The organism is Rhodanobacter aciditrophus (genome assembly GCF_050026795.1).
Lineage (GTDB): Bacteria > Pseudomonadota > Gammaproteobacteria > Xanthomonadales > Rhodanobacteraceae > Rhodanobacter_A.
In genome coordinates this window covers 182,754-197,790 of the sequence record NZ_JALBWP010000007.1, presented here as the reverse complement: position 1 = coordinate 197,790, position 15,037 = coordinate 182,754, and the positions used below count along the sequence as shown (strand labels likewise).

Here is a 15,037-nt window from a genome sequence, read left to right as displayed (position 1 = left end):
AACCACACGGGGAGGCATACACCATGAAGAGCATCGCAACCACCGGCACCATCCTTGCGCTCGCCCTGCTGTTGCCGCTCACGGCCTGCAGCCAGTCGCCCGACAGCAGTTCCAGCGACAACGTGGCCCAGGCCATGAAGGAGGCGCAGAAACAGACATCCTCGTCGGTGATCGGCGCGGAAGTGCAGAAGGGCATCGACAAGGCCAAGCAGGAACTGCTCACCAAGGATATCGACGTCAGCAGCGTGCACATCAACGACAAGGGCCGGCACGACGACGGCAGCAACCTGCCCAAGGCGGTCATCACCCCGCAAGGCAACCTGGTGATCGCCGGCAAGCCGGTCGATGCCACCCCCGAGCAGCACGCCATGCTGGTGGATTATCGCCAGCAGATCATCGGCATCGCCGAGGCCGGCATGGACATCGGCGCGAGCGGCGCCGACCTCGGGGTTAGCGCGGCGAAGCAGGCGATTTTCGGCGCCCTGAGCGGCAAGAGCGACAAGGAGATCGAGGCCAGCATCAAGCCGCAGACCGACAAGATCCAGGCCGACGCCATGAAACTGTGCAAGCGCCTGCCCGACATGCTGGCCTCGCAGCAGAAACTCGCCGCCGCCATGCCCGCGTTCAAGCCCTACGCCACGATGACGCAGAAGGACGTGGACGACTGCGGCAAGGACATCGACCAGAACGGCAAGAAGGGTATTGCCGTATTCTCCGACTGAGCCTTGCCACGACTGCCGACGCCCTCCTCGACCAGCACAGGAACTGCCATGAGAGTCACCGTCCGACCATTGCTCGCCACTGCTCTGGCATGCACCCTCGCCGCCTGCAGCATGCCAGACACCACCATGGAAAACGGCGCGATCAAGCTGTATGGGGACGTGGTGACCCTGCACGTCGATGGCGCGCCGCAAGCGGACATCGCTTCCGACGGCGGTTTCGTCATCGACGGCAAGGCGGTGGCCATCACGCCCGCCGAGCGCGATCTGCTGGCGCAATACAACCGCAGCGTGCGCGCCGTGCGTGAAACCGGCATGGCGATGGGCACGGCCGGCATCGAGACGGCTGCCAAGGCCATCGCGGCCAAGGCGTCGTCCACGCCTGGCAAGGCCGACGAGGCGGCCAAGACGGGAGCCAGCAAGATGCAGGACCTGACCCGCGACATCTGCAAGGACACTGCCGCCATCAAGGTCGCGCAGGACCAGCTCGCGGCGCAGCTGGCGGCGTTCAAGCCCTACGCCGGCATCGTCGGCAACGACGACGCGGCGGACTGCGCGAAGGGCCTGAAAGGCTGACGCGCCCTCCCCCTGCGCGCCCGCCACCCGTCGAGACGCCTGCAGCCAGGCCGTGCGCCGAGGCCACAACAGCCGCGGCTTCCTGTGGCCAACGGCGAACTGACCGCGCTGGTATGTCCCGATCCCCGCGTGGGTCGTTCGATCCTCATTCCCCGTGGATGCCGCCCCTGGTCAGCGCCAGCGGGTCGAGCAGCTTCGCCAGTTCGGCCCTCGACAAGCCCGTGGTCTCCAGCGCCACGTCCATGATCGGCCGGTGCTGCTTGTAGGCCTGCTTGGCGGTGGCTGCACCCTTCTCGTAGCCGATCACCGGGTTGAGCGCGGTGACCAGGATCGGGTTCATCGCCAGCGCCTGGTTCACCCGCGCCTTGTTGACGTTGAAGCCGGCGATGGCCTTGTCGGCCAGCAGACGCGACACATTGGCCAGCAGGCCCAGCGACTGCAGCAGGTTGTAGGCGATCAGCGGCAGCATCACGTTGAGCTGGAAATTGCCGGACTGGCCGGCGATGGCGATGGCCGCGTCGTTGCCGATCACCTGCGCGGCCACCATCGCGGCGGCCTCCGGGATCACCGGGTTCACCTTGCCCGGCATGATCGACGAGCCGGGTTGCAGCGCGGGCAACTCGATCTCGCCCAGACCCGCCAAGGGACCGGAGTTCATCCAGCGCAGGTCGTTGGCAATCTTCATCAGCGCCACGGCAAGGGCCTTCAGTGCGCCGGAAAGCTCCACCGCATCGTCCTGCGCGGCCATGCCCTCGAACGGGTTTTCCATCGCCTCGAAGCGCGCGCCGGTGAGCTTCTTCAGCTCGCGCGCCACCGCCGCGCCGAACTTCGGATCGGCATTGATGCCGGTGCCCACCGCGGTACCGCCCTGCGGCAGGCGGCGCATGCGCTTGAGCGCATCCTCGATGCGCGCGATGGCCGAACCGATCTGCGCGGCCCAGCCGGACAACTCCTGCCCGAAGGTCACCGGCATCGCGTCCATCAGGTGCGTGCGGCCGGTCTTGGCCACGTAGCGCAACTGGCGCGCGCGCTGATCGATGGTCTTCTTCAGGTGCTTCAGCGCCGGCAGCAGCCGTTCGTGCGCCACCAGGGTGGCGCTGACGTGGATCGCGGTGGGGATCACGTCGTTCGAGCTCTGCCCGTAGTTGACGTGGTCGTTCGGATGCACCTTGGCGCCGGCGCGCGCGGCGAGGTGGGCGATCACCTCGTTCGCGTTCATGTTGGTGCTGGTGCCCGAGCCGGTCTGGAACACGTCGATGGGGAACTGCGCGTCGTGTTCGCCACCCGCCACCGCCAGCGCGGCCTTGCGGATCGCCGCGGCCTGGCCCTTCTTCAGGTATCCCAGCGCGAGGTTCGCTTCGGCGGCGGCGGCCTTGATCAGTCCCAGCGCACGGATGAACTCGCGTGGCAGCGCCAGGCCGGAGATCGGAAAGTTGTCGATCGCACGCTGGGTCTGCGCGCCGTACAGCGCGTCGGCGGGCACCTTGAGTTCGCCCATGCTGTCGTGTTCGATGCGGAAGCCGCTCATGGATGGTCCTTCGGAGGGATGGGAACCCGCTGACTATAGGCCGCCAGGCATCGCGCCGCCGTCAATGTAAAATGGCCGTTTCCCCGTGCCGGAACGCCCCGATGTCCAACCCCGCCCTCACCGCCCTGTCGCCGCTGGACGGCCGCTACGCCAGCAAGGCCGAGCCGCTGCGCCCGATCTTCAGCGAGTTCGGCCTGATGCATCGCCGCGTGCACGTGGAGATCGAGTGGCTGCTGGCGCTGGCCGCCGAGCCGGGCATCGCCGAGCTGCCGCCGTTCACGGAAACCCAAGTCAAGCAGCTGCAGGCCATCGCCAGCGGCTTCGCGGTGGAGGACGGCGCGCGCATCAAGACCATCGAAGCCACCACCAACCACGACGTGAAGGCGGTGGAGTACTTCATCAAGGAACGCATCGGTTCCGATCCCGCCCTGGCCCAGGCCAGGGAGTTCGTGCACTTCGCCTGCACCAGCGAAGACATCAACAACCTCTCCTACGCGCTGATGCTGCGCGACGCCCGCGCGCAGGTGCTGCTGCCGGCCTTCGACGGCATCATCGCCAAGCTGCGCGAGCTCGCCCACGTCAATGCCGCGCTGCCGATGCTCTCGCGCACCCACGGCCAAACCGCCTCGCCCAGCACGCTGGGCAAGGAACTGGCGAACGTGGTGGCGCGGCTGGAGCGCCAGCGCAGGCAGCTCGTCGCGCTGGAAATTCCCGGCAAGATCAACGGCGCGGTGGGCAACTACAACGCCCACGCGATCACCTACCCGGAGATGGACTGGCGCGCGTTCTCGCAGCGCTTCGTGGAAAGCCTGGGCCTGGACTACAACCCGTACACCACGCAGATCGAGCCGCACGACGGCGTCGCCGAATACTGCGACGCGGTGCGCCGGGCCAACACCATCCTTATCGACCTGGCGCGCGACGTGTGGGGCTACATCTCGCTGGGCTACTTCAAGCAGAAACTCAAGGAGGGCGAGGTGGGCTCGTCCACCATGCCGCACAAGGTGAACCCGATCGACTTCGAGAACGCCGAGGGCAACTTCGGCCTCGCCAACGCCCTGCTCGGCCATTTCGCCGAGAAGCTGCCGATCAGCCGCTGGCAGCGCGACCTGACCGACTCCACCGTGCTGCGCGCGCTGGGCACCGCCTTCGGCCACACGCTGGTGGCGCTGGAATCGCTGCAGAAGGGCCTGGGCAAGCTCACCGTGAACGCCGACCGCCTCGCCGCCGACCTCGACGCCAGCTGGGAAGTGCTGGCCGAGGCCGTGCAGACCGTGATGCGCCGCTACGGCCTGCCGCAGCCCTACGAACAGCTCAAGGCGCTGACCCGCGGCCAGGGCATCACGAAGGAATCGATGCGCGAATTCATCGGCAAGCTGGAGCTCCCCGCCGAAGCGAAGCAGCGTCTGCTCGACCTCACGCCGGGCGGCTACATCGGCCTGGCCGAGGGACTGGCGCGGGATATCTGATCCCGCCGCCGCCCCGGCGCAGGCCAGGGCCCAGCGCCTTGAGCCATCTGCGGCAGAGGCGCCGGGCTCCTGCTTGACCAGCCCTTCGGCTGTTGAAAAGCGCCTCGCAGGAACGACGAGAAACCACGGGCCGCACGTTTCCACGCGCGGCCCGTGGCATATCAGGCGTGCGCCTTCTTCACCAAGCCTTCGGCCTCCATCGCCTCGCGCACCGCCGGGCGCTCGGCCACGCGCTTCTGGAACGCCAGCAGCGCCGGGAAACCCGACAGGTCCAGCTCCACGTGCTTCGCCCAGTTGGTCACGGTGAACAGGTAGGCATCGGCCACGGTGAACGCGTCGCCCAGCAGGAACGGCTGCTTCGCCAGCACGTTCTCGATGAACCGGTAACGCTTCGTCAGGTACTCCTTGCGCTCGGCGCGGGTGGCTTCGGGCGTGTCCGGCTTGAACAGCGGGCTGTAGCTCTTGTGCAACTCGGAGTTGATGTAGCCCAGCATCTCCTGCAGGTGGTAGCGCGGCAGCGTGCCGCTGGCGGGCGCGAGCTTGCTGGCGGGATTCTGGTCGGCCAGGTACTGCACGATCGCCGGGCCTTCGGTCAGCACTTCGCCGCTGTCCAGCTCCAGCACCGGCACGTAGCCCTTGGGATTGACCAGCCAGAAATCCGCGCCGCTCTCGGTACGCTTGGCCTTGCCGTCGACCTTCTCCAGCTGCAGCCTGATGCCAGCCTCGAGCGCCACGATGTGCGGGGAAAGCGAACAGGCGCCGGGGGAGTAGTAAAGCTTCATGCGATGACTCCTGGTAGGGGACGGAAAACGGACGCGCTCCGGTCGAAACCGCACGTCCAGCCCCCCATGCTACGCCGCCATGGTTACCATTGGATACCGCCGATCCACCCGCCTGCCGCAGAATGCGGTAACCCCGCGGTAACCACCGCCCCAACCACAACGAGCGATCCCATGGGACTCCCCGTACGCAAGAGCAAAGTGGTGCCGCCGCCCGCCTGTCCGCTCACCGAAAGCCTGGCGCTGCTGCGCGGCGCCTGGGCGCCCAACGTGATCTGGTATCTGAGCGGCGAACCCCGCCGCTTCGGCGAACTGCGCCACGACATCCCGCGCATCTCCGCCCGCGTGCTCAGCGCCCGCCTGCGCGAACTGGAATCGCGCGGCCTGGTGAGTCGCCGCCCGCTCGACACCTCGCCGCCCTCCGCCGAATACGCGCTCACCGAACTGGGCCGCGAACTGCTGCCGGCGATCAATGCGCTGGCGCGGGTGGGACAGAAGCTGATTGCAGAGTGGGACTCAAGGGCTTCGGTGGGAAAGCAGGCGCGGGTGGTGGGGTGAGGTTCACCCCACCTCGTCCGAGCCCTCGTTGACACCCTCAAACAAGAAGGTCGACAGATAACGCTCGCCGGTATCCGGCAGCATGGCCAGCAGCACCGAGCCTTCGGGCGCGGTCTGCGCCACCTGCAGCGCGGCGGCCAGGGTGGCACCGGAGGAGATGCCGGTGAAGATGCCTTCCTGCTGCGCCAGCGCGCGCGAGGTGTCGCGGGCCACGGTGTCGTCCACCGTCACCAGTTGGTCGACCACCTTGGCGTTCAGCACGGCGGGCACGAAGTCCGGGGTCCAGCCCTGGATCTTGTGCGACGCCCAGTCCTTGCCGGCCAGCAGCGCGGCCACCGCGGGTTCCGCACCGATCACCTTCACTTCCGGCCGCGCCACCTTGAGCACCTCGCCCACGCCGGTGAGCGTGCCGCCGGTGCCCCAGCCGCTGACGAAGTAATCGAGGCGGCGGCCGGCGAAGTCGAGCAGGATCTCCGGCGCGGTGGTCTGCCGGTGGTAAGCCGGATTGGCCGGGTTCTCGAACTGCCTGGCGAGGAACCAGCCGTGCTTGCGCGCCAGCTCTTCGGCCAACTTCACCATGCCGGTGCCGCGCGCGGCGGCGGGCGTGAGCACCACCTTGCCGCCATAGGCGCGGATCAACTTGCGCCGCTCGATCGAGAAGGTCTCGCTCATCACCGCCACGAACGGATAGCCGCGCGCCGCGCACACCGCCGCCAGGGCCACGCCGGTGTTGCCCGAGGTAGCCTCGATCACGGTCTGCCCAGGCTTGAGCGTGCCGCGCTGCTCGGCGTCGAGGATGATGGCGAGCGCGAGGCGGTCCTTCACCGAACCGGCGGGGTTGAACGCCTCCACCTTCACGTACAGCTCCACGTGCTTCGGTGCCAGTCGATGCAGGCGCACGATGGGGGTGTTGCCGATGGTGTCGAGGATGCTGTCGTGGATCATGGCGGGGCTCCGGATGATGGCCGCACGCGATCATGCGCGCGGTGGTGCAATGTTTTCGTCAAGCGCGGCGGCGGGCGGGTTCGCAGGCTGCCGGGGTCGTGCGCAGCGGCCGCAGGCGCGGCGGTGCGGCAAGCGCTTCGCCCAGAGGCGGCGCACCGAACCAGGCCAGGCGCCCGGCCAGCGCGGCCACTTCGCCCAGGATCAGCAGCGCGGGTGAGCGCACCGCATGCGCCTGCGCGCGTTCGGGCAGGTTGGCCAGGGTGCCGGTGACCACCCGCTGGTCCGCGCGGGTGCCGTTCTCGACCAGGGCGAACGGGGTGAAGGGTGCACGTCCGTGCGCCAGCAATTGCTCCCGAAACCCTTCGAGGCCGGCCACGCCCATGTACACCGCCAGGGTCTGCCGCTCCTGCGCCAGCGCGCGCCAGTCCAGCGTGTCCAGCGAATCGCGGCAGTGCGCGGTGACGAAGCGCACCGACTGCGCGTGATCGCGATGGGTGAGCGGCACGCCGGCGTGCGCGGCGCAGGCCAGCGCGGCGGTGATGCCGGGCACCACCTCGTAGGGAATGCCGTGGTCGCGCAGGAACTCCAGCTCCTCGCCGCCGCGGCCGAACACGAAGGGATCGCCGCCCTTCAGCCGCACCACCCGGCGCCCGGCCTGCGCATGCTCGAGCAGCAGTGCGTGGATCTCGTCCTGCGCGGCGTGATGGTGGCCCGCCTGCTTGCCCACCTCGATGCGCTCGGCGTCGCGGCGCGCGAGTTCCAGCACCTCGGCGCTCACCAGGCGGTCGTGAAGGATCACGTCGGCCTCGTTCAGCGCGCGCAGTCCGCGCAGGGTCAGCAGGCCCGGATCGCCGGGGCCGGCGCCCACCAGCACCACCGAGCCGGCTTGCCCGATGGGCGCGGCGCGCAATGCCTGTTCGGCGGCGACGGCGGCTTGCGCGGCCTGTCCCTTGCGCAACAGTGCGGCCACCGGCCCGGTGAACAGCTCCGTGTAGAAACGCCGCCGCGCGGCGAGATCCGGATGGCGCCGACGGATGCGCCTGCGCAGGCGCGCGGCCAGCAGCGCCAGCGGCCCCAGCGAATGGTCCAGCAGGGTTTCCAGCCGTTCGCGCACCAGCCGCGCCAGCATCGGTGCGGCGCCGCCGCTGGAAATCGCCACCACCAGCGGCGCGCGGTCGATCACCGCCGGCACGTGGAAGCTGGAGAGCTCCGCGTCGTCCACCACATTCACGAACACGCGTCGCAGTCCGGCCAGTTCCGCGACGCGGGCGTTCAAGGCGCGGTCGGAGGTGGCGGCCACCGCCAGCCACACGTAGTCGAGCCAGCCCGGCGTGAATTCGCCGGCGCGATGCGCGACGCGCCCCTGGCGCACCCAGCGCTGCAATTGCGGCGTCAGCTCCGGCGCACCCACGGTCACCTGCGCGCCCGCAGCCAGCAAGGCGGCAACCTTGCGCTCGGCCACGCCGCCGCCGCCCACCACCAGCACGGCGCGGCGGGACAGATCGGCGAACAGCGGATACAGCTTCATGGCGGGTTCCGACGGCATGGCCCTGGAACGGGTCACGCTACGTGTCGCGCCTCGCCCGCGGAAATGACGATCGCGCCGGCACATATGCCGCAGCAGCATGAACCCGGACTCCGCTCATGCCGGGCGCGGCCCGCCGCCGGCCAGCGCGACTGGAGCGAACGGAAGGCATGGGAAGCCGCGCAGCAATCAGCGCATTTATGCACGTTTATACGGATAGACGTCCGAACAAAAATGCATATACACTCGACCGCATGGCCATCACCCGTGCCGAATCCAGCCCATCCAGCGCCGGCGTCACGCAGGCCAGGACGACGCGATGTATGCGTGTGCAGCTCGCTGCCACACCGCATCTCCCGCCGCCCCGATTTCCTGGATCGCCATGACCCTGACCCAGCTTCGCTACCTTGTCGCCATCGCCGACTGCCGGCTCAACATCACCGCCGCCGCGGAACACGTGCATGCCACCCAGCCCGGGGTGAGCAAGCAGCTCAAGCAGCTGGAGGACGAACTCGGCCTGCAGCTGTTCGTGCGCAAGGGCAAGAGCCTGGATGCGATCACCGACGCCGGCGTGCGGGTGATCGAGCGCGCGCGGGTGATCCTGGCCGAGGCGCTGAACATCCGCTCGATCGCGGCGAACCTGCGCAACGAGGCGCATGGCGAGCTGCGCATCGCCACCACGCACACCCAGGCGCGCTTCGCCCTGCCCGGCTCGATCGCCGCGCTGAACCGCCGCTACCCGCAAGTCAGCGTGCACCTGCAGCCCAGCGGCGACGCCGAGGTGCTGGCCCTGCTGGAAAGCGGCCGCGTCGACCTGGCCGTGGTGAGCACCTCCGGCGCCGCGCCGGCCGGCGGCATCGCCCTGCCCGCCTATCGCTGGAGCCGCGTGGTGCTGGTGCCGCAGGGCCACCCGCTCGCCACGCTGGGTCGTGCTCCCACCCTGGCCGAACTGGCCGCGCAACCGCTGGTGAGCTACGACTCCTCGAAGCGGCCGGAATCCTCGCTGCGTCGCGCCTTCGCCGCCGCCGGGCTCGCGCCGCAGATCGCGATGACCGCCGCCGACGCCGACCTCATCAAGACTTACGTGCGTGCCGGCCTTGGCATCGGCGTGCTGGCCGAGATGGCGCTGCAGCCGGGTGAGGACGCTGACCTGCGCGTGATCGAGGCGGACGCGCTGCTGCCGCTGTGCACCACGTGGATCGTGCTGCGCAAGGACAGCGTGCTGCGCGACTACACACTGGAATGGATCGCGCAGTTCGCACCGCACCTGGACCGCAACGACGTGCGCCGCCTGCTCACGCTGGGCATCGTGCCGGAGACGCCGCCTCGCGTGCCGCACTGGCGCGAGCGCCAGGATGCCGTCGCGGCACACGCTGCAACGGCGGCACCGCTCACGGCAGTTCGTGCAGGCCGCACTCGCGCTTGAGCCCGAAGAAGCGGGTGTCCTCGGCGTCCATGCCCGGCTCCCAGCGCTGCGTGGTGTGGGTGTCGCCGATGGAGACGTAGCCCTGCTCCCACAACGGGTGGTAGGGCAAGCCGTGCTTCTGCAGATAGCGCCCCACGTCGCGGTCGCTCCAGTCGGCGATGGGATGCAGCTTCCAGCGGCCCGTGCCTGACGCCGCCGGGCGCCACTCGACGAAATCGATGGCGCGGCGGCTGCGCGACTGGCTGCGGCGCAGGCCGGCGAACCACCCCCGCACGCCCAGCTCGGCCAGCGCGCGCTGCATCGGCTCCACCTTGCGGATGCGGTTGTAGCGGTCGAGCCCCTCGATGCCCTGTTCCCACAGCTTGCCGTAGCGCGCCTCGGCCCAGGCGCGGCCGATCGCCGGGCGGTAGACCTTGAGGTTGAGCGCGAGCCGCGCGCTCAGCGTGTCGACGAACTGGTAGGTCTCGGGAAACAGGTAGCCGGTGTCGACCAGGATCACCGGAATGTCCGGCGCCTGGCTCACCAGCAGGTGCAGCGACACCGCCGCCTGCGCACCGAAGCTGGAAGACAGCGCGTGCGCGCCCGGCACGTGCTCCAGCATCCAGCGCACGCGCGCCTCGGCGTCACGGTGCGCCAGCCAGTGGTTGAGCGCGAGCAGCGCCTCGATGTCGTCGCCGTCGGCAGGAAGGACCGGTACGCTCATGCGATGATCCCCAGCGCGATCTTCTTCGGTGCGAGCACGCCGCTGCGCAGCAGGAAGTCGCCGAAGTGTTCGCCCGGCGCGCGTTCGCCGGCATAGCGCGCGAACAACCGGTCCAGCGCGTCGAGCAGGGTCGGCTCGTCGACGTTCTCGCGGTAGACCTGGTTGAGCCGCTGGCCGCGGAAATCCGCGCCCAGGCGCAGGTCGTAGCGGCCCACCGCGCGGCCCACCAGGGCGATCTCGCCGAGGTACGGGCGCGAGCAGCCGTTCGGGCAGCCGGACAGGCGCAGCAGGATCGGCGCATCGAGCAGGCCGTGACGGTCCAGCGAGGCTTCCAGCTTCGGCAGCAGCTGCGGCAGGTAGCGCTCGCTCTCGGCCATCGCCAACCCGCAGGTGGGCAATGCCACGCAGGCGATGGCGTGGCGGCGGATGCCGCTGTTGCGACGGTAGCCGTCCATGCCGTGCGCCGCCACGATGGTGTCGATGCGCGCGCGGTCGGCTGCCTCCACGTTGGCGATGATCAGGTTCTGGTTGCAGGTGAGCCGGATGTCGCCCGTGTGCACGCGCGCGATCTCGCGCATGCCGCTCAGCCAGCGCGCCTCGCCGGTGTCCAGCAAGCGGCCGGATTCCACCTGCAGGGTGAGGTGCCAGCGGCCTTCGTGGCCCTCGATCCAGCCGTAGCGATCACCGTTGTGTTCGAAGCGGAACGGCCGCGCCGGTTCCAGCGCGAAGCCGGCGCGCTGCTCGATCTCCGCCTGCACCGCGGCCAAGCCGCGCGTATCGATGGTGTACTTGAAGCGCGCATGCTTGCGCTCCTCGCGGTCGCCCCAGTCGCGCTGCACCGCGATGGTGGCCTCGGCCAACGTCACGAGACGCTCGGGCGGCACGAAGCCGATCACGTCGGCGAGGCGCGGATAGGTCGATGGATCGCCATGGGTGGCGCCCATGCCGCCGCCTATCGCCACGTTGAAGCCGGCCAGTTCGCCCTGCTCGACGATCGCGATCAGGCCCAGGTCCTGGGCGAACACGTCGATGTCGTTGAGTGGCGGGATCGCCACGCCGATCTTGAACTTGCGCGGCAGGTAGGTGGCCCCGTACAGCGGCTCGTGTTCGGCCGCGGCAGCCTCGCCCACCAGCTTCTCGCCGTCCAGCCAGATCTCGTGGTACGCGCGGGTCTTCGGCTTCAGGTGCTCGGACAGCTTCGCCGCCCAGGCATACGCGGCGGCGTGCGCCTGCGACTGCACCGGGTTGGTGTTGCACACCACATTGCGGTTGACGTCGCCGCAAGCAGCGATGGTACTGGCCAGCGCGGCGTTGATCGCGGCGATGGTGGGCTTGAGGTTGCGCTTGACGATGCCGTGCCACTGGAAGGTCTGCCGCGTGGTGATGCGCAGGCCGCTGGAGGCGTAGTCGCTGGCGATCCCGTCGAAGGCCAGCCACTGCGCCGGCGTCATCACGCCGCCCGGCAGGCGCGCGCGCACCATGAAGGCGTAGGCCGGCTCCAGCTTCTGCCGGCGGCGCTCGTCGCGCAGGTCGCGGTCGTCCTGCTGGTAGCTGCCGTGGAACTTCAGCAGCTTGTTGTCGTCCTCGCCGATCGCACCGGTGACCGGATCGGCCAGTCCTTCAAGGATGGTGCCGCGCAGGAAGCGGCTGGCGGTCTTGATGTCTTCGAGGTGGGAGGGCATGAGAATGGCTTGCTTATCTTGAAAGTGCGGCCACGGATGGCCGCTTCCCGATTCCCGCGTTCATGGATGAGCGCACGAACTCCTCGAGTGCGGCCATGGATGGCAGCCTCTTGATTCCCGCGTTCAAGGATGAGCGCATTAGTAAACGTCACGGGCGTAACGCCCTTCCTGCAGCAGCTCGGCCAGCCAGTCGCGGGCGTCCTCGGCGGAGAGCCCGCCGTGGGCGACGGCCACATCGACCAGCGCCTCGTGCACGTCCTTCGCCATGTGCGTCGCGTCGCCGCATACGTAGAGATGGGCGCCTTCGCGCAGCCAGGCGTACAGTTCGCGGCCGTGCTCGCGCACTCGGTGCTGCACGTAGGTCTTGGCGGCGGAATCACGCGAGAAGGCAAGATCGAGGCGATGCAGCGCGCCGTCCTGCAGCGCCTGCTGCCACTCGGCCTGGTAGAGGAAATCCTGCGCGAAATGGCGGTTGCCGAAGAGCAGCCAGTTGCGCCCCGCGGCGCCCACGGCCTGGCGCTCCTGCACGAAGGCACGGAACGGCGCCACGCCGGTGCCCGGGCCGATCATGATGATGTCGCGGCTGGCGTCGGCCGGCAGGCGGAAGCGCTCGTTCGGTTCCACGAACACCGGCACGCGCCGCTCGTCGCCCGCCGCGGCAAGGAAGGACGAGGCCGCGCCCAGGTGTGCGCTTCCATGCGCGTGGTACTCCAGAATGGCAACCGTGAGATGCACCTCGTCCTCGCCCACCACCTTCGGGCTGGAGGCGATGGAGTACAACCGCGGGGTGAGCGGGCGCAGTGCGGCCACCAGCTGCGCGGCGTCCCAGCTCACCGGATGGCGGCGCAGCAGATCGATAGGCTGGTCGGTGTCGAGCAGCCGGGTCAGCGCCTCGCGCCGCTCCGGTTCCAGCACACGCGCCAGTTCGGCATTGCCGCTGGCGGCGGCATGCGCCGTCAGCAGCGGGCGGCTCAGCCGCGTCAGTTCGCGCTCCTGCCCCAGCCAACGCGCCAGCGGCAGGCGGCGCCCCTCGTGCGCGACCTCCTGCCCACCGTCCAGGCGCTGCAGGCGCAGAAACTCCTCCACCAGCGCGGGCGGATTGCACGGCCACACTCCCAGCGCGTCGCCCGGTTCGTAGCGCAGGCCCGAGCCCTGCAACGAAAGTTCGATGTGGCGCACCTCGCGCGCGCTGTCGCGCGAGACGATGCGCTGGTTGTCCAGCACCTCGGCGGCGAACGGCTTCTCACGGTCGTGCAGCGCACCGCCCACCGCATGCAGGGCCACCGGACGCTGGCCGGCCGCCGCGGACGCGGCCGGCGTACCGAGCGCCTCGCGCGTCCTTTCCAGCACCCCGTCGCTCCAGCTCGCACCGACCGCCTCGAAGTCCACGTCGGCTTCGCCAAGCGGAGCGAAACGTTGCGCACCCAGCTCGGCGAAACGCGCGTCGAGCCGGCGGCTCACCGCGCAGAACTGCGGATAGCTGGAATCACCCAGGCCCAGCACCGCGAACTTCAGCAACGGCAGCTTCGGGGCACGCTTGCCGGTGAGGAACTCGACGAAGCCCAGCGCGTCGTCGGGCGGGTCGCCGTCGCCCTGGCTGCTGATCACCAGCGCCAGATGGCGCTCCTGCGCAAGCTCGCGCACGGGATAGGCACCGGTGCGCAGCAACCGCACGTTCAGGCCAGCCGCCGTGGCGCGTTCGGTGAGCCGCTCGGCCACCCTGCGCGAATTGCCGGTCTGGCTGCCGTACAGCACGGTCAGCCGTTCGCCCGTGGCCGCATTCGGCGCCTCGGCCACGACGGCTCCTGCCGGCAGCACGACCCGTGTGGCCTGCGCCGCCAGCGCGGCGCTCCACGCCGAGATCCAGTACAGATCCGCGGGCGGCAACCCCTCGGTCAGCCGGTGCAGCAGCGCCACCCGTTCCGCGGTCAGGCCGGGCGTCGGCAGTATCGGTCGTGTGGCAACGCTCACGATCTTTCCTTTTGGACGTCCATACGTCTTGGCGGCCATGCTATGACCGCCGCCAGCCAGCCTGAAAACACTTGTGGTCATGTGCTTATGCGGGCCGCTCATTTCCCGCGCACCGGCGCGCGTGCTGACATGCCTCGTCCGTTTCCTTGCGAGTGCCGATGAGCGCCCTGCCGGAATTCCTCACCTTCGCCATCGTGGGTGCGCTCGCGCAGCTGGTGGACGGTGCGCTGGGCATGGCCTACGGCGTGACCTCGGCCGGGCTGCTGCTGGGCCTGGGCATGCCGCCGGTGATGGCCAGCGCCAGCGTGCATTACGCCGAGACCTTCACCTGCGGCGCCTCGGGACTCAGCCACCTCGCGGCGGGCAACGTGCGGCGCAGGCTGTTCCTGGCGCTGGCGATCCCGGGCGTGATCGGCGCCCTGGTCGGCGTGTGGCTGGCCGTGCACCTGCCGGCGCCATGGATGCGCGTTGCGCTGACGCCCTACCTGCTGGGCATGGGCCTGTTCCTGCTGCTGCGCGGCGCAAGGCGTCCCGGCGAGCGGGCTGAACCGCCGCGCGGCACGCCATTGCTGGGTGCTGCCGCCGGCTTCGTCGACGCGATCGGCGGTGGCGGCTGGAGCGCACTCACCGCCACCACCCTTCTCGCGCGCGGACTGCAGCCGCGCGTGGTGATCGGCAGCGTCCACCTGGCCAAGTGCGCGGTGAGCATCGCCGCCAGCACCGGCTTCCTGGCCGGCATCGGCGCCGGCCACATGACGGCCGTGCTGGGCCTGATCGCCGGCGGCATCCTCGCTGCGCCGTTCGGCGCGTTCTTCGTCCGGCGCATCCCGGCTCGGGCCGCCACCGTGCTGGCGGGATTGGCGGTGCTGGCGCTGGGCATCAACAACGCGGTGCGTGTGCTGCATTGAGGCTTGGCTGTGGGCGCACTTGGTGCGCGATGAATTTCGGTGTTCGCACGAAGTGGCGGTTGTCGCTGACGACAAGGCGGGTTTGAGCGCCTGGCGCAGACGACAAGGCGGTTTCGGACGCCTGCCCGCAAGGAACAAGGCGGTTTCGAGCGCCTGCCGGCGGACGAAACCGCTTTGAAACTTGCGAGTGAAGAGCGAAGAACCCCTCTTCCTCGATCCTCAAAGCAGGGCCATCCATGCCCCCTCCC

General features: G+C 69.3%; 13 protein-coding genes. 6 read left to right on the top strand and 7 right to left on the bottom strand.

The window, feature by feature from the left end:
* The first annotated feature begins 23 nt into the window (after positions 1 to 23).
* Together ACQGNW_RS01460 and ACQGNW_RS01455 are read left to right on the top strand one after the other, a co-directional pair.
* Positions 24 to 722, top strand: a complete 699-nt coding sequence (locus ACQGNW_RS01460) for a YggN family protein (protein ID WP_426661283.1) — start codon at positions 24 to 26, stop codon at positions 720 to 722.
* Between the two features lie 48 nt (positions 723 to 770).
* A complete protein-coding gene (locus ACQGNW_RS01455) occupies positions 771 to 1,295 on the top strand; it encodes a hypothetical protein (RefSeq protein WP_426661282.1) in 525 nt (174 codons plus the stop codon).
* Positions 1,296 to 1,440: 145 nt separating this feature from the next.
* Here the strand turns inward: ACQGNW_RS01455 and ACQGNW_RS01450 are convergent, their stop codons facing one another.
* The gene (locus tag ACQGNW_RS01450) at positions 1,441 to 2,823 is read right to left on the bottom strand and encodes a class II fumarate hydratase (RefSeq protein ID WP_426661281.1); all 1,383 of its coding nucleotides are present in this window, start codon (positions 2,821 to 2,823) and stop codon (positions 1,441 to 1,443) included.
* A gap of 101 nt (positions 2,824 to 2,924) precedes the next feature.
* Between ACQGNW_RS01450 and purB the strand changes: the two genes are divergently transcribed.
* Positions 2,925 to 4,292 carry an adenylosuccinate lyase gene (purB, locus tag ACQGNW_RS01445; protein ID WP_426661280.1) on the top strand — a complete coding sequence of 456 codons (1,368 nt, stop codon included), beginning with the start codon at positions 2,925 to 2,927 and terminating at the stop codon, positions 4,290 to 4,292.
* A 161-nt stretch (positions 4,293 to 4,453) separates the two neighbouring features.
* Here purB and gstA read toward each other — a convergent pair whose 3' ends face one another.
* Complete coding sequence (gene gstA, locus ACQGNW_RS01440; protein ID WP_426661279.1) at positions 4,454 to 5,074, bottom strand: glutathione transferase GstA; 621 nt, start codon at positions 5,072 to 5,074, stop codon at positions 4,454 to 4,456.
* 171 nt (positions 5,075 to 5,245) lie between these two features.
* Between gstA and ACQGNW_RS01435 the strand changes: the two genes are divergently transcribed.
* Positions 5,246 to 5,629, top strand: a complete 384-nt coding sequence (locus ACQGNW_RS01435) for a winged helix-turn-helix transcriptional regulator (RefSeq protein WP_426661278.1) — start codon at positions 5,246 to 5,248, stop codon at positions 5,627 to 5,629.
* A gap of 3 nt (positions 5,630 to 5,632) precedes the next feature.
* Here ACQGNW_RS01435 and cysK read toward each other — a convergent pair whose 3' ends face one another.
* Entirely contained in the window at positions 5,633 to 6,574 is a 942-nt protein-coding gene (gene cysK / locus ACQGNW_RS01430) for a cysteine synthase A (protein ID WP_426661277.1), read from the bottom strand.
* Positions 6,575 to 6,632: 58 nt separating this feature from the next.
* Positions 6,633 to 8,102, bottom strand: coding sequence for a siroheme synthase CysG (cysG, locus tag ACQGNW_RS01425; RefSeq protein WP_426661276.1), 1,470 nt, complete (start codon positions 8,100 to 8,102; stop codon positions 6,633 to 6,635).
* 379 nt (positions 8,103 to 8,481) lie between these two features.
* Here cysG and ACQGNW_RS01420 point away from each other — a divergent pair, with 379 nt between their 5' ends.
* Positions 8,482 to 9,525 (top strand): LysR substrate-binding domain-containing protein, encoded by a 1,044-nt coding sequence (locus ACQGNW_RS01420; RefSeq protein ID WP_426661275.1) that lies wholly within the window; start codon positions 8,482 to 8,484, stop codon positions 9,523 to 9,525.
* Here ACQGNW_RS01420 and ACQGNW_RS01415 read toward each other — a convergent pair.
* The 3 genes from ACQGNW_RS01415 to ACQGNW_RS01405 form a co-directional block, all read right to left on the bottom strand.
* Positions 9,491 to 10,228, bottom strand: coding sequence for a phosphoadenylyl-sulfate reductase (locus ACQGNW_RS01415; protein ID WP_426661274.1), 738 nt, complete (start codon positions 10,226 to 10,228; stop codon positions 9,491 to 9,493). The two genes, ACQGNW_RS01420 and ACQGNW_RS01415, sit on opposite strands and share 35 nt — an antisense overlap.
* Positions 10,225 to 11,910, bottom strand: a complete 1,686-nt coding sequence (gene cysI / locus ACQGNW_RS01410; protein ID WP_426661273.1) for an assimilatory sulfite reductase (NADPH) hemoprotein subunit — start codon at positions 11,908 to 11,910, stop codon at positions 10,225 to 10,227. The genes ACQGNW_RS01415 and cysI overlap by 4 nt, the downstream gene beginning before the upstream one ends.
* 138 nt (positions 11,911 to 12,048) lie before the next feature.
* Positions 12,049 to 13,920, bottom strand: a complete 1,872-nt coding sequence (locus ACQGNW_RS01405) for an assimilatory sulfite reductase (NADPH) flavoprotein subunit (protein ID WP_426661355.1) — start codon at positions 13,918 to 13,920, stop codon at positions 12,049 to 12,051.
* 119 nt (positions 13,921 to 14,039) lie between these two features.
* On the opposite strand from ACQGNW_RS01405, the gene ACQGNW_RS01400 reads away from it, so the two are divergent.
* Positions 14,040 to 14,789 carry a sulfite exporter TauE/SafE family protein gene (locus ACQGNW_RS01400; protein WP_426661272.1) on the top strand — a complete coding sequence of 250 codons (750 nt, stop codon included), beginning with the start codon at positions 14,040 to 14,042 and terminating at the stop codon, positions 14,787 to 14,789.
* Positions 14,790 to 15,037 lie beyond the last annotated feature (248 nt).